This window comes from Xenorhabdus bakwenae (assembly GCF_030272115.1).
GTDB lineage: Bacteria > Pseudomonadota > Gammaproteobacteria > Enterobacterales > Enterobacteriaceae > Xenorhabdus > Xenorhabdus bakwenae.
The window spans coordinates 1,077,446-1,102,981 of the sequence record NZ_CP119194.1 but is presented as its reverse complement, the minus strand read 5'-3'; the positions used below and the strand labels follow the sequence as shown (position 1 = coordinate 1,102,981).

Sequence of the window (25,536 nt, the reverse complement as noted above, 5' to 3'; positions counted from 1 at the left end):
CCGGCGTTGTTGTGCATGTCTTATGAATGGTTAAGAGAATGATGTTTTGAATTATCAGTTGATTACTACCGATGCCCAATTGCAGTCAACTTGTGAGCAGGCAAAAAAACACGCAAGAATTGCACTGGATACTGAATTTGTACGTACACGGACGTATTATCCTCAATTAGGTCTGATACAACTGTTTGATGGTGAACAGCTTTCTCTGATTGATTCCCTCGAAATTTCGAAATGGCAGCCCTTTAAGGAGCTATTGACAGATCCGAACGTATTAAAATTTATCCATGCCGGCAGTGAAGATTTAGAGGTTTTTAGTAATAGTTTCCAGTGCTTGCCAGAACCCATGATTGATACTCAGGTACTGGCTGCATTTATTGGTCACCCCATGTCATGCGGCTTTGCGACATTAGTTGCTGAGTATTTGCATATTGAATTGGATAAGAGTGAATCCCGCACTGATTGGTTGGCTCGACCGTTGAGCGAAAAGCAATGTCAATATGCGGCGGCGGATGTCTACTATTTATTACCGCTGGCCGATATTTTGATGGAAAAAACAGGGCAGGCGGGATATTTGGATGCGGCAAAAGATGAAAGCAATCTGATAGCCGAACGCCGTAAAGAAGTATTGATGCCGGAATGTGCTTATAAGGATATGAGTAACGCCTGGCAATTGCGCCCAAGGCAATTGGCCTGTTTGAAAAAATTGGCTGCATGGCGTTTAAATCAGGCTCGTGAACGTGACTTGGCGGTCAATTTCGTGATCCGCGAAGAAAATTTATGGCAGGTTGCCCGTTATATGCCAACTTCTTTGGCTGAATTGGACGCTCTGGGATTGAGTGGGCAAGAAATTCGTTGTCATGGTCGTCGGTTGCTGGCGATGGTTGCGGAGAGCAGGGATATTCCCGCAGAAGCGTGTCCGGCTCAAATTGTGAATTTGGTTGATTATCCTGGCTATCGTAAGGCATTTAAAGAAATTAAATCTTTGGTCGCTCAGGTGGGGGAATCCCATTATTTCAGTGCCGAACTGCTGGCTTCTCGCCGTCAAATTAATCAATTACTTTGTTGGCATTGGAAATTGAAAGCGCCGGAATATCAACCTGAGTTAATCAGGGGTTGGCGAGGCAAGTTACTGGCTGAACCTATCGCTGAAATATTGGCAAATTATTCGCAGGAATAGCGTTAATTCAATCACAATTATAGTCTTATTTATGAGATGTAGTACATAAGATGTCAATTTGATCCCTGCCTGATATATAGGCAGGGAAAATTATCTTTACTTCCTGATCTATACCAATTCAACTTCAAGATGCGTGTGATATTTCCCCGCGCAGCGGGGAAATATAAGGCTTCGCGTCGTCTTGCGGATTGCAGCTTGAGGTTTATCGAGTATATTATTTAAATAACAAACTGTTTTACAAAAATCACCGACTTAAATTAAATAGCGTCGTTTGATATGGCTATTTTGGCGATTCCTCAACCTCAGGTAATGTTACATTCAGTTCTAGTACAGAGATATCATCATTTTTTTGCTCAAACTGCACAGAAAGCATATCTGGATCGATTTGTACATACTTACAAATTACAGCCAGAATATCCCGTTTCATGTCGGGCAAATAGGCAGGCTCAGAGTCACCACGGCGCCGCTCTGCCACGATGATTTGTAGCCGCTCCTTGGCGATATTGGCTGTCGGTTTTTTTCTCGACAGGAAGAAATCTAACAAAGCCATGCGTTACCCCCCAAACAGGCGTTTTAAAAAGCCCTTTTTTTCTTCTTCGATGAAGCGGAAAGGCCGCTCTTCACCAAGTAAACGTAAAACAGTATCTTCGTATGCTTTACCCGCGTCAGAGTCTTTGTCCAAAATGACCGGTTCCCCTTGGTTGGATGAACGGAGAACAGATTGATCTTCCGGGATAACACCAAGCAAAGGGATACACAAAATTTCCAGTACATCTTCCATACTCAGCATATCGCCACGGTTCACACGTCCCGGATTATAGCGTGTTAGCAGGAGGTGCTCTTTGATAGATTCGTCACCTTTTTCTGCCCGGCGTGATTTGGATGCCAGGATACCTAAAATACGATCAGAGTCACGAACAGAAGATACTTCTGGGTTTGTTGTAATAATTGCTTCATCGGCAAAGTAGAGCGCCATCAATGCGCCGCTTTCAATACCAGCAGGTGAATCACAGATAATGAAATCAAATCCCTGTTGATCCAATTCATTCAGAATTTTCTCAACGCCATCTCGGGTGAGGGCTTCTTTATCGCGGGTCTGGGACGCGGGCAGAATATAGAGATTATCTGTGCGCTTATCTTTGATAATTGCCTGATTCAAGCTGGCGTCACCTTGAATGACGTTCACAAAGTCAAAAACCACACGGCGTTCACAGCCCATAATGAGGTCGAGGTTCCGTAAACCGATATCAAAATCAATAACGACGGTTTTTTTTCCTCTTTGGGCGAGGCCGGTAGCAATGGCCGCGCTTGAAGTGGTTTTGCCAACGCCACCTTTACCAGATGTAACAACAATAATGCGTGCCATGAAGCGATTCCTTGTTATAAGGGCTAGACTAAAGTTTCAATAGTTAATTCATTGTTTACCAGACGTAATTTTGCTGCCTTGCCAACAAAATTTTCAGGGATTTTCTCGCTGAGCCAATATTGACCTGCAATAGAGGTGAGTTCAGCGTTTAAATGGGTGCAGAAAATCTGGCTTTCTTGATCACCAGATGCGCCAGCCAATACTCGTCCACGCAGCACACCATATATATGAATATTTCCATCAGCGATTAATTCTGCACCAGCGCTCACATTATTTGTCACAATAAGATCACTGTTTGGTGCATAAATTCTTTGTCCTGAACGAACAGGTGTATTAATTATACGAGTTTTTTTGAAAATAGGTTCAGCCGGTTTATTTTCTTGAGTAAGAAATTTCTGACTTTTACCTTCTTTCAATAAAGGAAGTTCAGATTTTAGAACGAATTCTCGTTGTTCTTCATTTTGACAACCGCTGATGCCGACGATGCGCAATCCAACTGACTCGATGGCTCGGTGGAGTGTGGGGAGATCTGCATCAACAGGGAGAGCAGATATATTGATAACAACGGGCGCATTTTTCAGGAACTCGGGCGCTTGCTCCATTTTTTCCTGCATAGCTTTATGAATGACTTCCGGTTGGTCATCATATAAATGAACGACCGAAAGCGTAAAATTACTGCCTTTTAGCTCAATTGGCGATTGTGACATCGATATTCTGACTCAGCAAGGTTAAGTTTCCCAAGGTAGTTTATACAAACATTTTCCTAAGCCTCTGGGAGACGATATTCTTAGATATAATAAGCATGTTATAGTTAGTGAATTATTCAAGCAAGTCACAGCGTTAATTTAAAAGAGTTTATAACAATGATTTGTGTAATCTACAGAAGCCCAAAACGTGACCAAACATATCTATATATTGAAAGAAAGGGGAATTTTTCACGCGTTCCTGAAGATCTGTTAAACGCATTTGGTGAACCTCAATATTCAATGATGATTTCATTATCTGAAAGGAAAAAACTGGCTAATGCTGATATTGAAAAAGTAAAACTCGCGTTGAGTGAGCAGGGTTTTTACCTGCAAGTACCACCGCCAGTGGGAAGTTTGCTCAATGAGCACCTGGCACCCAATAAGCCGCCTAAGCAATAAAAATCGCTGGTCACTGCCTGATCCTGAATTATTGATGAGGAGCCGATTTATGAAATTAATCACTGGGCTGACTTTATTGACAGCAACTTTGCTGACAGGGTGCAGTACACTAAGTGGTAAACAAATAAGTGCCAAACAATTGTACTATCCATCCGTGTTGGCTTCACGATCTCAAGCCGAAGTCAGGGCATTGGAGCAGGATTTTCCATTGAATGCCCGTGAGCCATCACAATTTCCTGCTTATGTGGCCTTGCTAAAACAGCAAGCCAGAGAGCAGGGGATCAGTGAAAAAACATTGGATCGGGCATTTGCCAACATCCATTTTATTCCGCGCGTCATTAAAGCCGATCGTAACCAGCCAGAAAAAAAAGTGACTTTGGATGATTACCTGACCCGCATCTTGCCAGCGCGGAAGATTGAACAGGGTGTCAAGGAGTATGAAGATAATCATCTCCAGCTAAAAAGGATCAGCGACAAATACGGTGTACCCAAAGCCTATATTGTTGCATTGTGGGGATTAGAAAGCGGTTTTGGCAAATTTCAGGGAAAAGAAGATGTCATTTCGGCGTTATCCACGCTGGCTTTTGAGGGACGCCGAGAAGTATTTTTTATCAAACAGTTACTGGCCGCGTTAGAAATAATTGAAAATCAATATATTGATAAAGATCAGGCGCTGAAAGGCTCCTGGGCGGGTGCAATGGGCCAAAATCAATTTATGCCAACTTCTTACTTAACGTATGGTGCTGATGGCGATAGTGATTGCCAAATTGATATTTGGAATAATAAAGCAGATGTTTTTGCCTCGACTGCCAATTATTTACATAAGGAAGGGTGGAGACAAGGTTTACCTTGGGGGTATGCTATTTCGTTACCTACAGGCTTTGATATCGCTTTAGAAGGCGTTAAACCTGAACAGGGAAAAACCATTGCACAGTGGCAGGTATTGGGAATTTCATCTCCTCATTTTGCTAAGTTGCCCGCAAATACCAAAGGTTGGATAGTCATCCCTGATGATTCGGCACAACGGGCATTTTGGGTGACACAAAATTTCCGCACTCTCATGCACTGGAATCGTTCTTACTATTTTGCGCTCAGTGTTGGTATGATGGCGGACGGTATCATGCAACGTACTCATTTTTTCACTCGCTGAATCGCTGAAAATCAAATCCTGAAAACAAGATAAAGGAACCATGTAATGTACCAACATCGGGATTGGCAGGGGATATTGTTGGATTTTCCTGCTAATAAGGTTGTTTGTGTCGGCAGTAATTACGACAAGCACATGAAAGAAATGGGTTCTCAATCCACTGAAGAGCCAGTGATATTCATTAAACCTGAAACCGCGTTGTGTGATCTGCGCCAACCTGTTTTCATTCCACAGGAATTAGGTGCTGTGCACCATGAAATAGAATTGGCTGTTTTGATTGGTTCGGCACTTAAGAATGCCAATGAAGAGCGAGTCAGTCAGGCGATTGCAGGCTTTGCAGTTGCACTGGATTTGACATTACGTGATTTGCAACGTGAATTTAAACAATCGGGGCAACCGTGGGAAAAAAGTAAAGCATTTGATCGATCATGCCCGATATCGGGATTTATTCCTGTCAATGCTTTTGATGATCCACAAAATGCCGAACTTTCTTTGACAGTAAATGGCCAATTGCGCCAAAACGGCAATACGAGTGACATGCGAATGCCTATCATCCCGTTGATTAGCTACATGTCGCGTTTTTTTACCTTACGTCCGGGCGATATTATCTTGACGGGAACGCCTGAAGGCGTGGGGCCATTGCAATCTGGTGATGTGTTAGATGTTTCTCTCAATGAGCACGTTTTGACAACCAGAGTGATTTAACACGAGGAATGACAGAAATTATGTCTCAACCTTTCTGGCAGGTGAAAACCTTAGAACAAATGACAGATCAAGAGTGGGAAGCGCTATGTGATGGCTGCGGTCAGTGCTGCCTGCATAAGTTGATGGATGAGGATACGGATGAAATTTATTTCACCAATGTTGCTTGTAATCAACTGAATATTAAAACCTGCCAGTGCAAGAATTATGAAGATCGTTTCAGATACGAGCCTGACTGCATCAAATTGACCCGTGAGAATATGAACACCTTTGAATGGCTGCCAAAGACGTGTGCCTACCGTCTGATTGGCGAGGGGGGGAAACTCCTTCCGTGGCACCCACTGGTTAGCGGTTCAAAATCGGCACTGCATGCGGAGCGTATTTCTGTCAGGCATATCGCTGTGCGTGAAGCGGATGTGGTAGATTGGGAAGACCATATTTTAAATACACCAATGTAATTATTTTATTATTTGATATGAAAGGGATTTTATATCAAATACATATAATGTAAGTACTGGAATTGGCATTAATATCGAATTTTTCTCCCGTTTTTCTGACTTTAAGCAGTAAAGAAAAACTGATAACTTGTTTGGTTGAAAGTTAAAAACAAGGAAAGAGAAATGGCAAGTTATTTGATTCGCGTAGAGCTTTATGGCACGGGTATTGAGGGTTATGAAAAATTACATAAAAGGATGACGGCGAATCAATTCAGCCAATCTATCCGTTTTCCTAATGGGAAATGGCATCGCCTGCCTGGTGGAACTTATATTGGTAATTCGACGATGGAATACGAGCAGTTGGCGGAAAAAATCAAATCTATGGCTACGCCATTTTCAAACAAAGATCCGTCGATATTTGTTTGCACTTACAGTAACTGGAGTGCATCGTTATATCCCGAAAAACCACATACTGAATCCGGTTCAGGTGAATAATTTGTTAAAAACCACGTATTGTGGTTTTTTTATGCGTTAACTCTCCTATTCTGGTCAGTTTTATTACCTGAGCATTGTCTTATTACTACAACAACCTGACTAATTTAATACCCTTTGTAATAAATATTAGTCTGGAACTTATGCTGCATACCAAATATATATTAAATGCTGTTTATATTTTTTATGTCAGACAGCCGGGACCACTACCGTGCAGCTATGGATGTTTGTTTGATAATGAGGGAAAGTAAAATGAAGAACAGATTGATGAGCTATGTAACGTTTGTAGGGGTTTGGATTACCGTAACATTGACGATTGGTATTATCTTGTCATAAGAACATAAGAGAAATTAACCATAAACCCTGCATTGTCCTGTCTCTTGATCATATTTCATAGGTCAAGAGACGTGGACAACAAATAACCTGCTTTACTCTCTCTTTTTCCAGTCTATTCAACAATATTTGGACAAACCTTTCCAGAAGCTAATTGCTGAATATTTTGCAAAGTTGTTTCACTGATACTGGTTAAGGCTTCTTCGGTTAAGAATGCCTGATGGCCGGTGAACAGTACATTATGGCAAGAAGACAAGCGGCGAAAAATATCGTCCTGGATAACGTCATTTGATTTATCTTCAAAGAATAAATCTCTTTCGTTTTCATAAACATCCATACCTAATGCACCAATTTTTTGTTGTTTCAGCGCGTTAATGGCAGCCACGGAATCAATAAGGGCACCTCGGCTGGTATTGATGATCATCACGCCATCTTTCATTTTGGTGAATGCTGTATCATCTAATAAATGGTGGTTTTCCGGTGTCATGGGACAATGCAGGGAGATCACATCTGATTCAGCATATAAAGTGTCCAGGTCCACATATTCCACACCCATATTCAAGGCTTCAGGATTGGGATAGGGGTCATGTGCCAGTAAACGCATTCCAAAGCCTTTCAGAATCCGCAAAGTAGCAATACCGATCTTTCCTGTTCCGATAATGCCCGCCGTGCGTTTATACATGTTAAAACCGGTTAACCCTTCAAGGGAAAAATTGGCATCTCGGGTGCGCTGGTAGGCACGGTGGATACGTCGATTAAGACACAACATCAACCCAACAGTATGTTCAGCAACGGATTCAGGGGAATAAGCAGGCACTCTAACAACTTGAATACCTAATTCTTTCGCTGCATCCAGATCGACATTGTTAAATCCGGCACAGCGTAGTGCCAGGATTTTGATATTCATCTCTGCCAGTTCTTGCAGCACTTCCCGTCCACCATCATCATTGACGAAAATACATATGGCATCCGCACCAACGGCATTTTTGGCAGTTTGTGGACTTAAAGGAAAATCAAGAAACTCGATATGATAATCAAAGCCAGGTTTTTGGTTGAGCATTTCAAAATGCTTACGGTCATACTGCTTTGTACTGTAAACAACCAGTTTCATAACAACATCTCCACTCAGTAACTATAAAATCATTCGAGCCATTCATTAAATTCACTTTGCTGCAAAAACGGCCTGCAATCATGATGTCTCCTGAAGGTTCTAAGCGTTATCTTTCGCTATACTCGAATAAATCGCCGGATAAGCTATTCATAGGGATAGCTTGTATAATAAATCGGCTTAGAGCCTGATATGAGATTATCATAACAGGAAGTTGTTCTCAGGTTGACAAGATGAGATAAGGATTTAATGGCAAAAATACTCAAAATGTTTGCAGTGATGGGGATACTGCTGGCGTTATTGGTGTCGATGGGATGGTATACACTTCCTCGCTGGTTACCATTGCTTGCCAGTTATTGGTTGCCACAAGGAGTCACTTTTTCGTTGAGCCAACCTCGGTGGAAGAACAGTGAATTGTGGTTAGATGAATTGTCATTGCAAGCGAAAGAGTGTGAATGGATCAACGTCTCCGGGCTATCTGTGGAATATTTATCCGGGGAAAATAGTGAAAATCGCCGCTGGAACATTCATGTCGCCAATATTGACAGCCAGAACCAATGCCTGGCGCAACTCCCTGTAACAGAAGGGCAATCAGCCCCATTATCAGTGCAAGAGATATTATCTGCGATACCTTCGGTTAATCTTACTGTTGATCGGCTGGCTCTTATACCCTGGCAGGAGTTTGCTGGCAGATTTCAATTTAGCTCATCATCTCAGGGGCAAGTTTTCTCTTATCAGAGTGAAAAATTAAAACTCAATGCGCATATTGCAGACAAACAGGAACTCATTGTTCAGCGTTTTATTGTGAAGTTGCCTGAACAGGTGATGTCCTTGAATGGAAATATCGCATTACCCTTGAATACTGCAACGCTTCCAGAACAAGGCCAAATCATAGCGCACTTATCTCTGAGCCAATATCCCGATCCGTTGCAACTGATATTGAATTGGCAGGAACAGAGTGGGTTGCTCACCGTGATTGAAGGAAAAAATCAGCGGGTATTGGCAGAATTACCCTGGTCATTTGATGAGTCGCAGTTCCAGATTGTTAATGGAAAATGGCAATGGTTGGAGAGTAATCAAGCGTTGTCTGGAAGGGTGAATATTACACTTGAACAATGGAAAAAAGGTTTGTCAGGTATGTTCGTCAGTGGACGGGTAAATCTGGTCACCCAAAATGAGCAGGGCAAAGGTAATGTTGTTCTTTCCGTGAAACCAACGCCAGTCAATATAACCAATGCTCATATTCCGTTTCAGTTTACCGGGCAAATGAATCGTGGTCGGATGGTCATGACCATGTCATTGCCTGCCATTATTACAGGGCCATTGGTTGATCCTAAAATCACTTTTCGTCCAGGTGCCCTGTTTCGGGCATGGGGGAAGATCAGTGAAACATTTACGGTCAAGGAAGCCAGATTACCTTTGGCGGGCACTTATTTGACTCGTGATGGCTTTACTGGCCGTCTTCAAGCCATTGTGATGGCACAAGACCGTTATTGGGGGGAATTTAAGCTACATCTGGATGGTTGGGCAAAAGATTTTATACCCGATCAGGGAAATTGGCATTGGCGTTATTGGGGGAATGGGCATTTACCACCATTACAAGCTAACTGGGATATCGCTGGCAGAGGCAGTTGGAATCAATCAAAGATAACAGTAGAGAAATTAAATACCGGCTTTGATCTTATCCAATATGGTCTTGTGAAGATGAAAGCACCGCGCTTACAACTGACAAATTCGTTAATTTGGGAGAGGGCGGCAGATCGCCCTAATTTAACGGGAGATTTACAATTGTCTGCCCAGAAAACAGAATTTCGTTCTGGTGGTTTTTTGCCTGCCTTTGATTTTAAGGCCACGCTTACAGGATCATCTCCAGATAACTTTATGTTGAATGGCAAACTGTACTCTAACGGTATTGGTCCCATTCCTTTTTATGGTCGTTGGGATGGAGAGCGATTGAGGGGAGAAGCCCGCTGGCCGAGGCAATCTTTATTAGCCTTTCAATCTCTAATTCCGTCAGATTTGGGTATTACCGTACTTGGTGGAACTATTTATGCTCAGGCCGCTTTTTCTGCAACAAAGGGGCAAGGATTGCGGGCGGGGGGGCATTGGGTGGTCAAAAATGCGGGTATGTGGCTGAAAAATGGGGAAGTGAATGATCTGGATTTTGTTTTACCGTGGCGTTTTACAGGGGCACACGTGGCAATTAGGGCTAGGATCTCCCGTTCAGTTGCGGATCAAAGCCATTAAGGGGCTGTTTGATATGCAAAATGTAACAGCTGATCTGCTGGGTTACTACCCAGCCACGGACGGACAACCATTGACGTTGACCAATGTGAATGTGGATATGCTGGATGGGAAATTGGCAATGGATCAATTACAGATCCCACAAAAAGAAGCCGCTGTATTACGGTTTAACAAACTGAATTTGAGTAAATTGTTTGGCATATTAAAAGTCAAACAAATGGCGATGTCAGGAAAAATCAGTGGTGAATTACCCGTATTATTAAATGATAAACGCTGGATTATTCAACGGGGATGGCTAGCCAATGAGGATTATCTGACATTAAGGTTGGATAAGGATACAGTTGATTCTATAGGAAAAAATGACTTATCGGCAGGTATGGCAATGGATTGGCTGCGTTATTTAGAAATCGACCGGTCAAAAGCGTATGTTACGCTCGATAATTTGGGGATCTTAACATTGCATTCAGAAATTAGTGGTGTAAATCCTGTGGTGGATAGAAAACGTGAAGTGAGGCTTAACTATCATCATGAGGAAAATATTTTTCAATTATGGCGTAGCCTGCGTTTTGGCAGTAACTTGGAAGAATGGTTGCAGAAAAATATATCTGTAATGGGTGGGAGTGATAAATGATAACGAACATTGGATTCAGGTTGTCAACGGTCAGAAGGGGTGTGATGTTGGTCAGTGTAGCCTTATTCAGTATGGCATTGATGGGCTGCATCAGGCTGGAAATGGCAACACCGGATAAGCCTATCGACATCAATATGAATGTCAAAATTGAGCACGAAATTCATATTAAAGTTGACAGGCAAATTGAAGATATGCTTAAAAACAATTCTAACTTATTCTAAGGCTAACACATGAAAAAAGTAGGAACGATATTTCTGTTAAGCCTGTTATTCAGTTCTTTTGCCATGGGCATGACGTTGAATGAAGCAAAACAACAGGGGCTGGTGGGTGAGACATTCAGCGGCTATCTGGCACCGGTAAAAAACACTCAAGATGCTCAATCAGTCGTGGAAAGAATTAATGATGAACGACAAAAGAAATATACTGAGATCGCGGCTCAAAACAACATGACGACAGAACAAGTTGCCAGGATGGCAGGAGAGAAGTTGGTAAACCGAGCAGCCTCTGGAGAATATGTGCTCAGTATTAATGGTCATTGGGTGCAGAAATAAACGCGCCCGTTTGGCGCGCTATCTCATTTTTCTTATGGGATATTTTATTGAACGATCTCAGGCAACGATTTTTTCGATTTGCTTCTGCCCCATTTTCAATATGATATTATCTATCTCTTCACGGGCGTCTTGATGTGTCTGGTTAGCGGATTCTTCCCCCATAGCCAAGCCTTCAGCAAATACAAATTCCACATCTGTAATACCGATAAATCCGAGGAAAGTACGTAAGTAGGGGGTCACCGAATCTGTTGGGTTGTTTTTGTGAATGCCGCCCCGACTGGTTAAAATAACTGCTCGTTTGCCTTCCAGCAACCCTTGTGGGCCTTTTTCAGTGTACTGGAAAGTCATGCCCGCACGGGCAATCAGATCAAAGTAGGCTTTTAGTTGAACAGGAATAGTGAAGTTATACATTGGCGCAGTGATGACAATAACATCGTGTGCTTTTAACTCAGCGATCAACTCATCTGAGAGCGCCAATCCGGTTTTTTGGCGTTCTGTCAATTCCGCATCGCTTGGACGCAAGGCACTGACTAACTCTCCATCCAGTACTGGAATGGGGTTTTCAGCCAGATCACGTGTGGTAATGTTGCTCTCTGAATGGTCAGCCAACCACTTTTCAACAAAATAGTCGGCCAGTTTATTGCTTTGGGAATATTGTGCCAGAATGCTGGATTTCAGAACCAGTACTTTACTCATTCTCTATTTCCTCAGTTATCTACAACCCAAGTTACCTAAGATACTAATAACTTCATTGATAATATTGTTTGTGCATCATATTTTATATAGGGAATTGTTCAGTCAATAGCTCAATATTTTGAGATATTCATTCAAATTCATTGAATCAAACAATGAATTGGTGAGGAAGGGACTATATATGGAGTACGTGAGATAGCATAAGATATGTTACACTTCCGATATCGTTATGTCATAAAAAATAATCCTCTTGGCCTGCAAAGACAGCGCTACTCAGTTAAAAAACGTCACAAGGATTTATCACGTGGAATCACCGTTGACAGCACCATTTGCTGAATTATCCGCTGAACTTGATCACACACCGCTGCGCGATCAGTTCCGTTTAAAAAAACGTCTGCATGGCGCAGCAAAAATTAAGAATCAAGTCTCCTTGCAGGCTGTAGTACAATCCATTGCGGCGGATATAGCGACTGCAAAACAGAAAGTCATGAATCGCCAGGCTGCATGTCCTTCGGTTCAATATCCTGAAAACCTGCCGGTTAGCCAGAAGAAAGCAGATATTTATAAAGCTATTCGGGATAATCAGGTTGTTATCATTGCCGGGGAAACCGGTTCAGGTAAAACAACTCAGATCCCCAAAATCTGCCTTGAATTGGGAAGGGGAGTCAAAGGGCTGATCGGCCATACCCAGCCTCGTCGTTTAGCTGCACGTGCGGTTGCTAACCGTATTGCGGATGAACTGGAAACGCCGCTTGGCTCGACGGTCGGTTATAAAGTTCGTTTTAATGATCAGGTCAGTGAAAATACGTTGGTCAAATTGATGACTGACGGTATTCTGCTGGCAGAATTGCAGCAAGATCGTTTGTTATTGCAATATGATACGTTAATTATCGATGAAGCTCATGAACGCAGCTTGAATATTGATTTTATCCTCGGTTATCTGCGCCAATTACTGCCAAAACGCCCGGATCTGAAAGTCATCATTACCTCAGCAACTATCGATCCTGAACGCTTTTCCCGTCATTTTAACACTGCTCCGATTATCGAAGTATCTGGACGTACTTATCCGGTAGACGTGCGTTATCGTCCTGTGGCGGGTGAGGATAATGATCGCGACCAGCTTGAAGCCATTATTGACGCAGTGGATGAATTAGGGCGTGAAAGCTCAGGTGACATACTGGTATTCATGAGCGGTGAACGTGAAATTCGTGATACGGCGGATGCCCTCAACAAGCAAAATTTCCCACATACCGAAATCTTGCCACTTTTTGCACGGTTGTCTAACAGCGAACAGAACAGAATATTTCAGCCCCATGTCGGTCGCCGCATTATTTTGGCAACCAACGTGGCGGAAACGTCACTGACTGTACCAGGCATCAAATACGTGATCGATACCGGTTTTGCACGTATTAGCCGATACAGCTATCGCACCAAAGTGCAGCGCTTGCCAATAGAACCGATATCGCAGGCATCAGCCAATCAGCGAAAAGGGCGTTGTGGCCGTGTTTCGGACGGAATTTGTATTCGCCTTTATTCGGAAGAGGATTTTTTGTCACGCCCGGAATTCACTGATCCTGAAATTCTGCGTACCAATCTGGCCTCCGTTATTTTGCAAATGACCGCCATTGGCTTGGGCGATGTTAGTGCCTTCCCATTTGTTGAAGCACCGGATAAACGCAATATCCAGGATGGTGTTCGCCTGTTGGAAGAGTTGGGGGCTATTGATCCGGAGTCATTGTCAGAAGGGCGTTACCGACTGACCCCAATGGGACGACAATTGGCCCAGTTGCCTATCGATCCCCGTCTGGCACGTATGGTACTGGAAGCTAAGGTACATGGTTGCGTTCGCGAAGTGATGGTGATTGCTTCCGCATTGTCAATTCAAGATCCACGGGAGCGACCGTTGGAAAAACAGCAGGCTTCTGATGAAAAACACCGTCGTTTTGCGGAGAAGGATTCAGATTTCATCGCCTTCCTCAAGCTGTGGGATTTTCTGGTGGAACAGCAGAACGCGCTTTCCAGTTCCCAATTCCGTAAACTTTGTCGGCAGGATTATCTGAATTATCTTCGTGTCAGGGAATGGCAGGATATTTATACTCAGCTCCGGCAAGTTGTGAAAGAAATTGGGCTGCCGATTAACAGTCAGGAAGCAGATTATCGCAGTATCCATGTTGCCTTGTTGGCGGGGTTGTTATCCCATATTGGCCAGAAAGATACGGATAAACAGGAATATACCGGTGCGCGTAATGCCCGTTTTTCTGTTTTTCCTGGCTCTGGACTATTTAAAAAACCACCAAAATGGGCGATGGTGGCTGAATTGGTGGAAACCAGCCGCTTGTGGGGACGTATTGCCGCCCGCATCGAGCCAGAATGGGTAGAGCCATTAGCGGCCCATTTAATCAAAAAGCATTATAGTGAACCGCACTGGCAGAAGTCTCAGGGGGCGGTAATGGCAACCGAAAAAGTCACCTTATATGGTTTGCCCATTGTGCCGGGTCGCCTGGTCAATTACAGCCGGATCGATCCGATGTTGTGCCGCGAATTATTTATCCGCCATGCACTGGTAGAAGGTGACTGGCAAACTCGACATTCATTTTTCCGCGCTAATTTGAAATTACGTGAAGAAGTAGAAGAACTGGAACATAAATCTCGCCGCCGAGATATTTTGGTGGATGATGAAACCTTGTTCATTTTCTATGATCAGCGTATTGGCAGAGACGTTGTATCGTCGCGCCATTTTGATCAGTGGTGGAAAGTCGCCAGCAAAGATCAGCCGGAATTGCTCAACTTTGAAAAGAGTATGTTAATCAAAGGAGACGCAAATAAAGTCAGTGCGCTGGATTACCCAAATTACTGGTATCAGGGTAACTTGAAATTCCGTTTGAGTTATCAATTTGAACCGGGAACCGATGCTGATGGCGTAACAGTACATATTCCTTTACCGGTATTGAACCAAGTCAAAGATGAAGGATTTGATTGGCAAATTCCGGGAATTCGCCATGAATTGGTTGTTGCGTTGATTAAATCATTGCCAAAACCAATACGTCGTAATTTTGTTCCGGCACCTAACTATGCGCAAGCATTCCTGGAGCGTGTGACACAACCTCAGATCCCTTTACTGGATAGCCTTGAGAAAGAATTACGCCGCATGACCGGTGTGACGGTGTCACGTGATAACTGGCAATTAGAACAAGTGCCTGATCATTTAAAGATCACATTCCGCATTATTGGAGAGAAGAAAACAGGTGAAAAAAATCAACCGCTAGCGGAAAGCAAAGATCTGTCAGCATTGAAACTGAAATTGAAAGAAAAAGTTCAGGAAACTCTTTCGGCAGTTGCAGATAATGGCATAGAGCAAAATGGGTTACATATCTGGAGCTTTGGGGCATTGCCTGAATGTTATGAGCAGAAGCGCGGAGGCTATTCTGTTAAGGCATTTCCGGCATTGGTGGACGAAAAGGACAGCATCGGTATTAAACTGTTCGAAACCGAATCTGAACAGCAGAATGCAATGTGGGCAGGAACACGTCGCCTGTTATTGCTGAATATTCCATCGCCGATTAAATATTTGCATGAAAAATTACCGAACAAATCTAAACTGGGTCTGTACTTCAATCCATATGGAAAAGTGTTGGATTTGATTGATGATTGTATTTCCTGTGGTGTTGATAAATTGATCGCAGAAAATGGTGGGCCAGCCTGGGATGAACAGGCATTTTCCGGTTTGCATGATAAAGTTCGTGCCAATTTGAATGACGCAGTGGTTGATATTGCCAAACAAGTAGAGCAGATCCTGACTGCGGTCTTTAATATCAACAAGCGCCTGAAAGGGCGGGTGGATATCTCTCTCGCGCTGGCATTATCCGATATTAAAGAACAAATTTCCGGTCTGGCCTTTAATGGCTTTGTGACTTCGCACGGCTGGAAACGCCTGACAGATGTTTTGCGCTATTTGAATGGTATCGAACGGCGATTGGAAAAATTGGCGGTAGATCCTAATAAAGATAGGGCGCATATGAGCAGGGTTGAGCATATCCAGCGTCAATGGCAACAATGGTTGGCAAAACTGTCTGTTCAGCAGAAGCAGTTAGCGGAAGTCGAAGAAATTCGTTGGATGATTGAAGAACTTCGGATTAGCCTGTTTGCCCAACAACTGGGTACTGCGTATCCAATATCAGATAAGCGTATTTTACAGGCGATGGAAAATATCGCATCGTGATATATGCAGGGCAGTTGTCGTTTACAGCTGCCCAAAAACGATGATAAAGGTTCAACTGTCATTTTAGTTACAACATACTTATTTAAACTACTTAATTCCCCCATTTAACAACACAGCTAATCAATGCCAAACAGGGGGATAATCTTCGTCTATTGATAGACAAAAGTAATTGTTGCTGTTGTATCTGCTTTGCCCGGCTTAATTTCCGTTTCCGTTTGAATATAACGGGCAACTAATGGGATGGTTATATTTCCACCAGATTGAGTGGAGCCAAATACAACTGGAGAACGCATTGTTACGGGGCGGTTTTGATATAATATCTGTAAACCAACCCCTTTTGCCGTGACGTTGTCACTGTGATCCAATGCCCAGATATCTTGGGCATTCCAGCTTGTAGATCTGCCATCCAGCGCCAGTCCTACATTCACATCAGCATCGCAATCTATATTAATATCAAAACGTTGCATTCCCGCTGTACTATAAATACCCCGAAAATCACTTTTTTTAATATCTCCCATGTTGACTGAAATCATTTTTTGATTGAGAGAACAACCTTTGGTCATGATATTTGTGTTCGATAAATTGAAAGTATGAACAGGGATATTGTGACCTAATGTAGCACGAGTCAGTTTCACCGACTTAACAGCTCCTGAAGAGGTTGTTGGTGCAATCTTGATTAACTGTACCGTCAAATAACCCCATGATTTACCACAATATTGTTTTTTCCACTGAAATTGCGACGAGGAGTGGCAAGTGGATGGATAGGTCACGGTTCTGGGCAGCCAATCAATACCATAACCGGGCCCCCAGGTGTTAATACGGATACCAACTCCCGAAACACCGGATTCATAAATGGCATCCTGATTATAGCTTGCAGGTGTAAGATCGGGTTGTTCCCATATTGCAGGTAAGGGAGTATCGCAGAGGGCGATATTACCTTTTTCATCCACCTGATCCAAACGTATTTCTTTGATAGTTGTTCCGATAGGATGGTTTCTGGGAACTGTAACCGTACCAAAAGAAACTGGCGTCATGCCAGGTACAAAACCCGCTGAATACTGGCAATAGTCGTTCGTGAAACTGGAAAAACTACTCATCGTGCCGATGAGAAATATACTTGCCAATAATAATTTTAATTTGTTGGCCATAGAATAATTTCCACTATTTTTGTTATATATCAATTGAATATACCGTCATTGTCATTTACAAGAGATTATTCGCAAGAAGCTTCAAGCATATACAAACCTGAAGCAGGCTCTTCACCAGAGAGTCGATAGTTGGCATAACACTCTTGCATTTCTTTATATCCCCATTTAATCCATATCCGACCAAATTTAGGAATCCCACTGAGATAAACTTGCCCATCATTACTGACAATCGCGCTGTTGGGAACATCAATATCCTGCTGTTTTTCCAGTGTCGCAGTTGCACCAAATGGGATCTCTTTGCCTTGATAAGAAAGTGTCAGTAAAGCGCGATAACCAATACGAGTCTGGAAATTGGCCAGTGCCAGTGAACCCTGGGTTGGAATAATCGTTTGCGTATTGATATCAATATCAACGCTGTTACCCATTGAATGCGTATCCAGCGCAATACGGTTTTTCCGATAGCTACTGGCATAAGGCACAATGGCATAGCCTTTCCAGTCAGTTTTGATACCGGTATGGTTTTGCACCTTGACTTCTGAAGCACCATTGGCGCGTACTAATACCGACGTACCTCCCAACGGTTGGGAAAGGGTGATACCATACGGATGGGCAACAATCCCGCCATTTAAACCATAAGTCAGTTGCCTGGTATATTTGTCGTAATTGTAACCCGCGCTGACTTGGCCATAGGTTCCTTTATATTCTGCGCTGATATTTCCGCCAACGCTTTGATTACGGTTAGTGTAATTTTGCTGAATGCTATAAATCAGATTGTTATCTTCAAGAGCAGTACCATTTAAACTGACTTGATGAGATGTATCACTGTTTTTGCTGTTGGTCATGTTATAGCTTACCCAGCTGTTTTTCAGCCAACGATCAAAGGGAACCTGCATGCTGAATGAAACAATTTGCTCACTGCGATTTGAACCGGGGAAAGCGCTGTGAGCATAATTCAAGCTATAATTAATTGAATTGTAACTTGTGTTATAACCCGCGCTGATATTCCTTTCGTAGCCTTTTTGATGCCAGTAATCTTGTTGAAAAGCAGATAAATAAATGGTTCCCCAATCTCCAAGGGTTTGATTAATATGTAATTGCAATTTACTACGTTTATTGCTGCTCCTTCCATCGATTGCCGTATTTAACTCATTCGCTTCTTTAAAATCGTAAAAATGTTGTGTTGAGTAACGATAACCTGCGAGAGTGAAGTTAGTGCCTGTCTGGGATAGATCTTTGGCATATTGGAAACGGTACGATTGACCATAATTGTTGGAGTTCGGCATTAAATTGGTTTTAGCGTAAGTTACATCAAACGAAAGGGAACCCCAGTCAGAGAGACTATAGCCTGTACCCAAAGCAATGGATTGATAATCTTTTGCAATCGTACTTCCACCATAGGCAGTGACATGATTAGAAATACCATAAATCATCGTACCCTGCATGAAATAGGGTGTTTTTCCACGGTGAGATTGGTATTTTCCCAAAGTCAGTGAATGTCGCAGGCTATTTTCCCGTAACATAATCGGCACAGTGGAAAAAGTTTGCACAGAACGATGTTCTTTCCCATCAGCTTCTTTAACAATGACCTCTATATCTCCGGTGGAACTTGTTGGATAGAGGTCATTGATGACAAAAGGCCCAGGAGAAACATAGGATTCATAGATAATGTAACCATTTTGTTTGATGGTAACTTGCGCATTGCTTTGGGCAATTCCTCTAATTATCGGTGCAAATCCTTTTAAGCTATCGGGCAACATATTGTCATCGGAAGACAATTGCATACCGCGAAACTGAAAGCTATCAAATATAAGTGAAGGTGTGTAACTGTCGCCAAATATTAATTGGCTTTTCAGTGCATGAATATCTCGCTGGAGGTATATATTGATATTCTGCCATTTTCTATTTTGACTACTGTAAGTGGAATAATTGCGCAAACGCCATGCTTCCCAATTAACGCCCGTCCTCAGGTTGAGAAAATGGTTTTTTGTTGAATCTACTTGATCATCCTGCCAGGTCATGGAGCCACTATAGCTATAACTGACTAACAGGGACGTTAATCCCTGATCCCACAAATGAGGAGGTACGTAGTCTCTCGCCTGACTCTTCAAGGCTGCTTGGGGAATACTGATATCCAGCCGCTGATGTTTGAAATCGAAAGATGTCGATGCGGATGGAATATATTGGTCAAGATCGGCAATCCCCGTTTCTTGCGGCAAAGTAAGCAGCGTGGGAAATAACTCAATATTTACCCCCATTTTCCTGAGCTGCTGTATCTTAATTTCGGGAGATAACTTGTTATTAACGATAATAAAATCGATATTCCCCGTATCTACTTTTTCCCGATTAAGATAAATATCCACCCAATAACGCCCGGGAGGCTGTTGATCATCTTGAGTAAAGATAGAAAGATCAATATCTTCAAAGCCTGAATGGATTTCCAGTGCATTGATGTTGAAATACTCTTCAGCGTAAGCCTTATTGTTATACATCCAAAGAGATGTGGTTAACAATGCACAAAGAGGCACCTTACAAGATAGACAATGCAAGTTTAGCTTGATAAGTAATGTCCAATTATCAGGACTATTTTGTTGAAGATAATGACGATAGTTATTCATAATAATAAATTTTTAATTGTGATATACCTACTATCCTACAACTCACGTCTTTCTTCTGGTGTTACACCACCAAAATCATTAATCGTTGTCCAGGTCACTCGATTGATATTTTTAATAGGAATATCCCAATTCTCTTGTTGAAAAGGTGGGATCATCCCCGCAGATTTAATCTCGTAATTTTCTACATTATTGCCGGTGGTCAACACAGAAAAAGAGATATAGTAGGGCGTTGGGTTTTCTGCAATGAGTTTGTGTCCATCGGTTTTGAACTTCAGAGCCTTATAAGCAATACCGGAATTATTGGCTAAATTGGCGGGGCGATAGAATAACTTAAACCGAGATTTTACCGTGATTTGCAATTGATTCTGTTCTGATTTAGTTGTGGCAGGAATAGATTTGATATTGAGCCAGAACAAAGATTCTTTGTCATCAGGTAATCCATTGCCAATTTTAACAATTCGTAAAACATTCTCATTCTCGGCTGTTAATTTAAAAAGAGGGGGAGTGATAATAAAAGGGGCTTTAGTTTCATCATCTTCACCTTGAACCCATGATTGAATGAGGTAAGAGATATCCGTTTCTGGATTGTTAATAGAAATAGAGGCTTCTTTTTGGTCGCTGACATAAACAACACGTGTACCGCCGATGACGACGCCTGCAAAAGAACTATTAGTACTGAAAATGTAGATAAAAATAAAAATTAAAACGCGCAAATATTTCAAAGCGGTCGCTCCAAACAATATTTAAACCAGAGTGATATTGTTTTGGCTTCCCTGCCATAACTTCCTTTGGTTATAGGTAGTTAGTTATAGATAATATAGATAAGTTAGTTATAGACAATCGTGAAGTTAGCGACTGCGTCACCCGCACCTGGAGTCACGGTTTCAGCCGTTGCCATGTATTTAGCAACAAATTTCAACTCTTGTGTCTTTCCATCTGAAAAATATTGAAGACGTGAATTTCTTGCCAGATCGATCAGGGTATTACTATCATCTTCATAAAGTGCAATTGCGACGCCTTGGGCTGGATTCTCTCCGCTATTACTATTTAACGACAACAGCCTGTTACTGGCTCTGTCTGACCGGCCGTCAAATTTGACCTGAGCTTGGCGATAATCTTTCGGGCAGTCGGTCAATTTGATACTGAAACGGGTAGCGGCAGAAGTACTATAAGCCCCAGTAAATGAACTTGAGCTGATAGTTCCCATATTTACGGTTTGATTAGCCGAACTTGAATCGATTTTACACGCACTGGCGGTAATTTTTCCCGTAAATTTAATTTGCCCATCAGCAGCATGAGCGGCGGACATAAATACAGATGAAACAAATAAAGATGAAATAATTAGCTTGGTTTTCATTTCTTAATTCTTAATGCACCTGCCTCTGACACACTTATTCTACAGAGAAACAGATTATTGTTAATGTTAGTGCCGTATATAAATACGACCACGGATTACTTAAGCTTATTTCTGAAAAATAACACAGAAACAACAACGCATATTTTCTCATCAACAGATGAGATAAAAATATAGTAGCGAATAATTAAAAAATATAAAAATAATAACTTGACTAATCTCATAATTTGAAATTTTAAGCTATTATGAAAGAATTAATAGAATTGTTATGCATAACATAGATTTTTTTCTGAACATAAATGAGGTTTTATTCTATTTTATAAGATTAATTATTAATTGATGACATTCTGTAAAAATAAAATAACACAAGGCACATAATATATTTAAATTTTTCTTTTTTTGTTAAAACTTTAACCATATATTATATAGTTATTATTTATTTGTAACGTGAATTTTATTTTTTGATTTTTGTATCTAATTATTTTAATTATGTAAGAGCTAAAATCTAGACTTAGGCTAAATGAAAATCAATTGCATCTGATTAAAGTTAATTTTTTATTGATAAAATCTTTATGACAGATACCCTGCCATAGTTCAAATTATATACATTTGAAGAATATATTGATATTAAAACATAACTAATTATTATGATTTGGTTGCAAAATAACCTGTTGGCGATTTTTTAGTTACAACATTTATTAAATATAAAAAATCTATAAAAACACCATTTCAGGTAGGGCTAGTGAACGAATTATTCACTTTCTAGATTTATTAAAGACATAAACCTAACAGTAGGGGGCATCTGTCCTCAATTATCAGGCGTCACACCAAAGGTCAACAAGGGACATAAAAAAAACCGGCACAAAGGCTAATACCGCTCGCTTAAGCACGAGCGGTTCTTTTTTTATAAGGGTAACAGGGTGCTTTGCAGAGCACTTGCCTTGGAACCGATGGGCGTTTTCGCTTTTGAGGTAAAATAAGCCGTTTGCCACTTTCTCTGAGGGCTTTTAATTTTTGCGGGATCGTGCCGGGGCTGCGTCCTGAACACCATAAAAATTCATCCTGTATCAGTCGTAACGCATTGATAAAGCTGATCCGAAGCGGTTCAACACGATAGTCCTTTGCCATCCGGCTCATCTCCAGCCGAACCAGATTGTAGGCGATCAGGATGCCCCATAACTCCTGATAGATACCTGCCCGTGTCTGGCTTCTCAGGAGGGCGGTATTATTGAGCTGTCTTTGTTTCAGCTCACCATAGCCTTCTTCGGTTTCCCATCGTTCCCAGTACACAGTGAGGATCTCTTTGAGGGGATACGTCACGGGACATTCCATAGAGGTAATAAACCCTTTAATTTCTCCCTTCGGTTCCGGGATCAGAACGAGGCGCGCCCGCCAGGTTTTTTCAAGGTGAGGATGCAGTTGCCGGGCTTGGGGAGAAACCGGCATATCGATAAGTTTGTCATAAGGACTGTATTCCTGAATGACGTCATAACGCATTTTGCTTTTTATCGGAGTGAGCCAATGGGTATTTTTGCCGGTGCCTTGCCAGGCCTGAAATAACTCCGCAGAGAGAAAGCCCCGATCAAACAACGTCAGGGTATTTTCGGGGGCAGAGCCCACCAGTTGTTGGGCGTAGCTAATCTCACTTTGGGTGATGGGGCCAAACGCCACATCGGAGATAAGATGTGTCCGGGCGGACATCAGGGTCACCGCCAGCACAGAGGGAAAGGGGGCTTTGCCTGAGGCATAACCCAGCTGTTGATTATCAGCCGTTTCGGGCACCTTAAACTGGGTGCCATCCACGCAGAAGATTTTCAGTCCACAGGCAGAATAAGCCGTATCTTCTTTTTCCCATTCGGTGGCCGTGGTATGAAAAAGGTGTCGCAAGGGTTCAATACCAAGACGATGTCTGGCTTTTGAAAGACTGCTTGACGCTAATGGCGGCAGTTTCCCTTTCGCGTCAGGAAACGCCAGATCTAATTTGTCACAAACATCATTGATCGAACGATTTCTCATGAGCCCAATACCCAGCACTAACCAGACGGCTTGTTCGGCGGGAAATCGACGTTTTCGCACAGTGGCTCGCCCCGTTTCTTTAACCGCTTCAGTCACCCATGCCATCGGAATGTGTTGACTAAAGGCATCCATGGATCCCGGGTAATTTAAGGCCGCAGTGGCTTGGAGTTCACGAGAAAATTCAGACATAAAAAAATTGGCCTCAGATGCTTGTCTAAGACCAATTATGACTTATCTTAGTTTTCTTAAGCGAGCGGTATTAGCACAAAGGCCGGATTCTTTGGACGAGTTGATTTTTGAGGGTACGCTGTGTTGTAAATGATGATTAGTGCATTAATTGCCATGTAGACGGAAGCGCTATCAAGAATAAAACCACAATAGTCGATTTTTCTGTAACAGTTAACGGTACTCTTTCCTGATTTTGTCTGCGTGCGTACAGAAAAACCAGCAATCCAGGAACGTATAGTACTATCGAGAGTAAGAGGTTCATTAGGCCCGAAGCATAAAGTAACCATAACCCATAAATACAAGAACCCAGAGCAATAGAGAGTAAAGCACGGCTACCACGTTGAAAGGCAACTTTCACTAAAAATGCACCGACAAGAAAGTAGGGGACAAGGATCATCTCAGAAGCGATAGAGAGTAATGTATTGTAATTACTGCCGCTTAACCAAATTAAAACCAAAGCGAGTTGAACCGCGCCATTTGTGATCCAAAGTGATGATGCAGGGGCTTTTTGGCTGTTTTGTTTTTTGAATACGTTAGGGAATGAACCGTGTAAAGAAGCGATAAAGGGGACTTCTGCTGCCATGATTGTCCAGCTCAGATAAGCTCCGCAAACAGAGATGATCAAGCCAGCAACAATCACAATTTCACCCGACGAACCTATTAACCCGACCATTAAAGTTGCCATAGAAGGGTTACGCATAGCCGCTAATTCAGGTCTGGTGACCAACCCTAGTGAAAGCAGGGTTACCAGTACATATACCCCTAATGCTGAAATCACAGCCAATATAGTGGCGATACCAATATCCTTGCGTCTTCTGGCTCTGGCTGAAACAACCACCGCACCTTCCACGCCGATAAAAACCCACAGTGTAATTAGCATCGTGTCTTTAACTTGCTGCCAAACCGGAACACCCATCTCAATGCCGCTGAAATCAAAAGAAAACACATCCATTTTGAAAGCGATGACAGCTAAGATAATAAATAGGGTCAACGGTAATAATTTTGCCAATGTAGCCAGCAGGTTAACTCCCGCTGCTGTTTGTACACCACGCAAAACCAATCCGTGAACAAACCAAAGTAGGATGGATTCACCTATTAACGATTGCCAGGTATTGCCATCGCCAAAGATGACAGAGTGTTCGGTATCAGTGAAAAAACTTAACGCAGCAAAAACGATAACCAAGTAAGAAACATTGGCAATAATGGCACAGAACCAATATCCCCATGCAGAACAAAAGCCAACTAACTCGCCAAAACCCTCTCTTGCGTAAGTAAAAATACCGCTATCCAAATCAGGGCGCAGTCGTGAAAGTAAAAGTAAGGAAGTGGCTAAAAAGAGAATACCTATGCCTGTTATTCCCCAACCAATCATTAATGCAGCAGGACTGCCTATTTGCGCCATGTTTTGCGGCAAACTGAATACGCCGGCACCGACCATAGAACTGAGTACCAGTGCGGTCAGAGACGTAAGGCCTAATTTCTTTTCCAAAGATACGTTCCTAAAAAAATATAATCGACACGATTAGCCAGAACATTTGTTCTGAATATCGAACACATATTGGACATTTATTGCATCCATGCGATGGATTGCAGAACGGATTTAGTCGATAAATCTAAAAACAGGGCGATTCTACGGAGTGAAAGGAATGTATGCAATGGGTTACTATGCAAAAAAATATAAATTTTATGCATAAAATTATGCAGAGGAGTAAGAAAACAAATTACGGATAATTTTTCTAATGTGTGTTATTGCCTTAATAAACATGGCGATGATCACAAGATAAGCACTTTAGATAATATTAGTTATATATTTTACTCTATTGAAACAAATAACAAACAATTATGTAGATAGCATTAATAAAAAGGAAGGATAAACAGACTAATCTGCAAATCATAACACACTGCCATGTTGATTAATTGTTAATTTTCA

General features: G+C 42.1%; 20 protein-coding genes and 1 pseudogene. 10 read left to right on the top strand and 11 right to left on the bottom strand.

The features are described 5' to 3' along the window. The first annotated feature begins 46 nt into the window (after positions 1 to 46). Positions 47 to 1,177, top strand: coding sequence for a ribonuclease D (gene rnd, locus PXH59_RS06070; protein WP_285810820.1), 1,131 nt, complete (start codon positions 47 to 49; stop codon positions 1,175 to 1,177). Between the two features lie 280 nt (positions 1,178 to 1,457). On the opposite strand, the gene minE is transcribed toward rnd, so the two are convergent. From minE to minC, 3 genes are read right to left on the bottom strand one after another with little or no spacing between them, the layout of a single operon-like run. Further along, positions 1,458 to 1,727, bottom strand: coding sequence for a cell division topological specificity factor MinE (gene minE / locus PXH59_RS06065; protein WP_047770052.1), 270 nt, complete (start codon positions 1,725 to 1,727; stop codon positions 1,458 to 1,460). 3 nt (positions 1,728 to 1,730) lie between these two features. Next, entirely contained in the window at positions 1,731 to 2,543 is an 813-nt protein-coding gene (minD, locus tag PXH59_RS06060) for a septum site-determining protein MinD (RefSeq protein WP_047770055.1), read from the bottom strand. 23 nt (positions 2,544 to 2,566) lie between these two features. Next, the gene (gene minC / locus PXH59_RS06055; protein ID WP_285810819.1) at positions 2,567 to 3,250 is read right to left on the bottom strand and encodes a septum site-determining protein MinC; all 684 of its coding nucleotides are present in this window, start codon (positions 3,248 to 3,250) and stop codon (positions 2,567 to 2,569) included. A gap of 156 nt (positions 3,251 to 3,406) precedes the next feature. On the opposite strand from minC, the gene PXH59_RS06050 reads away from it, so the two are divergent. From PXH59_RS06050 to ghoS, 5 genes are all read left to right on the top strand, one after another. After that, complete coding sequence (locus tag PXH59_RS06050; RefSeq protein WP_285810818.1) at positions 3,407 to 3,688, top strand: YcgL domain-containing protein; 282 nt, start codon at positions 3,407 to 3,409, stop codon at positions 3,686 to 3,688. Between the two features lie 49 nt (positions 3,689 to 3,737). Beyond that, positions 3,738 to 4,838 (top strand): lytic murein transglycosylase, encoded by a 1,101-nt coding sequence (locus PXH59_RS06045; RefSeq protein WP_285810817.1) that lies wholly within the window; start codon positions 3,738 to 3,740, stop codon positions 4,836 to 4,838. 45 nt (positions 4,839 to 4,883) lie between these two features. Beyond that, on the top strand, positions 4,884 to 5,540 hold the full coding sequence (locus PXH59_RS06040) for a fumarylacetoacetate hydrolase family protein (RefSeq protein ID WP_285810816.1): 657 nt from the start codon (positions 4,884 to 4,886) through the stop codon (positions 5,538 to 5,540). A 17-nt stretch (positions 5,541 to 5,557) separates the two neighbouring features. Then, complete coding sequence (ycgN, locus tag PXH59_RS06035) at positions 5,558 to 5,995, top strand: cysteine cluster protein YcgN (protein WP_200897778.1); 438 nt, start codon at positions 5,558 to 5,560, stop codon at positions 5,993 to 5,995. Between the two features lie 162 nt (positions 5,996 to 6,157). Further along, entirely contained in the window at positions 6,158 to 6,469 is a 312-nt protein-coding gene (gene ghoS, locus PXH59_RS06030) for a type V toxin-antitoxin system endoribonuclease antitoxin GhoS (protein WP_285810815.1), read from the top strand. A 445-nt stretch (positions 6,470 to 6,914) separates the two neighbouring features. Here the strand turns inward: ghoS and PXH59_RS06025 are convergent, their stop codons facing one another. Further along, positions 6,915 to 7,910: a 2-hydroxyacid dehydrogenase gene (locus tag PXH59_RS06025; protein ID WP_285810814.1), complete on the bottom strand. Its 996-nt coding sequence runs from the start codon at positions 7,908 to 7,910 to the stop codon at positions 6,915 to 6,917. A gap of 246 nt (positions 7,911 to 8,156) precedes the next feature. Here PXH59_RS06025 and PXH59_RS06020 point away from each other — a divergent pair. The 3 genes and pseudogenes from PXH59_RS06020 (at position 8,157) to PXH59_RS06005 (ending at position 11,333) form a co-directional block, all read left to right on the top strand. After that, positions 8,157 to 10,782, top strand: a pseudogene (locus PXH59_RS06020) (YdbH family protein). Between the two features lie 44 nt (positions 10,783 to 10,826). Then, positions 10,827 to 11,003: a YnbE family lipoprotein gene (locus tag PXH59_RS06010; protein ID WP_285811662.1), complete on the top strand. Its 177-nt coding sequence runs from the start codon at positions 10,827 to 10,829 to the stop codon at positions 11,001 to 11,003. 9 nt (positions 11,004 to 11,012) lie between these two features. After that, positions 11,013 to 11,333, top strand: a complete 321-nt coding sequence (locus tag PXH59_RS06005; RefSeq protein ID WP_047770079.1) for a YdbL family probable chaperone protein — start codon at positions 11,013 to 11,015, stop codon at positions 11,331 to 11,333. Positions 11,334 to 11,390: 57 nt separating this feature from the next. Here PXH59_RS06005 and PXH59_RS06000 read toward each other — a convergent pair whose 3' ends face one another. After that, the gene (locus PXH59_RS06000) at positions 11,391 to 12,029 is read right to left on the bottom strand and encodes an FMN-dependent NADH-azoreductase (protein ID WP_285810811.1); all 639 of its coding nucleotides are present in this window, start codon (positions 12,027 to 12,029) and stop codon (positions 11,391 to 11,393) included. Positions 12,030 to 12,330: 301 nt separating this feature from the next. On the opposite strand from PXH59_RS06000, the gene hrpA reads away from it, so the two are divergent. After that, complete coding sequence (gene hrpA, locus PXH59_RS05995) at positions 12,331 to 16,245, top strand: ATP-dependent RNA helicase HrpA (RefSeq protein WP_434223345.1); 3,915 nt, start codon at positions 12,331 to 12,333, stop codon at positions 16,243 to 16,245. A 149-nt stretch (positions 16,246 to 16,394) separates the two neighbouring features. Here hrpA and PXH59_RS05990 read toward each other — a convergent pair whose 3' ends face one another. The 6 genes from PXH59_RS05990 to PXH59_RS05965 all read right to left on the bottom strand — a co-directional run bounded on the left by PXH59_RS05990 (position 16,395) and on the right by PXH59_RS05965 (position 25,095). Next, complete coding sequence (locus PXH59_RS05990; RefSeq protein ID WP_285810810.1) at positions 16,395 to 17,426, bottom strand: fimbrial protein; 1,032 nt, start codon at positions 17,424 to 17,426, stop codon at positions 16,395 to 16,397. Positions 17,427 to 17,458: 32 nt separating this feature from the next. Next, positions 17,459 to 19,903, bottom strand: a complete 2,445-nt coding sequence (locus tag PXH59_RS05985; RefSeq protein ID WP_285810809.1) for a fimbria/pilus outer membrane usher protein — start codon at positions 19,901 to 19,903, stop codon at positions 17,459 to 17,461. A gap of 140 nt (positions 19,904 to 20,043) precedes the next feature. Next, entirely contained in the window at positions 20,044 to 20,748 is a 705-nt protein-coding gene (locus tag PXH59_RS05980) for a fimbrial biogenesis chaperone (protein ID WP_285810808.1), read from the bottom strand. Between the two features lie 86 nt (positions 20,749 to 20,834). Beyond that, the gene (locus tag PXH59_RS05975; protein ID WP_285810807.1) at positions 20,835 to 21,365 is read right to left on the bottom strand and encodes a fimbrial protein; all 531 of its coding nucleotides are present in this window, start codon (positions 21,363 to 21,365) and stop codon (positions 20,835 to 20,837) included. A gap of 879 nt (positions 21,366 to 22,244) precedes the next feature. Further along, entirely contained in the window at positions 22,245 to 23,567 is a 1,323-nt protein-coding gene (locus tag PXH59_RS05970; protein WP_285810806.1) for an IS4 family transposase, read from the bottom strand. 136 nt (positions 23,568 to 23,703) lie between these two features. Further along, positions 23,704 to 25,095, bottom strand: coding sequence for a basic amino acid/polyamine antiporter (locus PXH59_RS05965; RefSeq protein ID WP_285810805.1), 1,392 nt, complete (start codon positions 25,093 to 25,095; stop codon positions 23,704 to 23,706). Between the last annotated feature and the right edge of the window lie 441 nt (positions 25,096 to 25,536).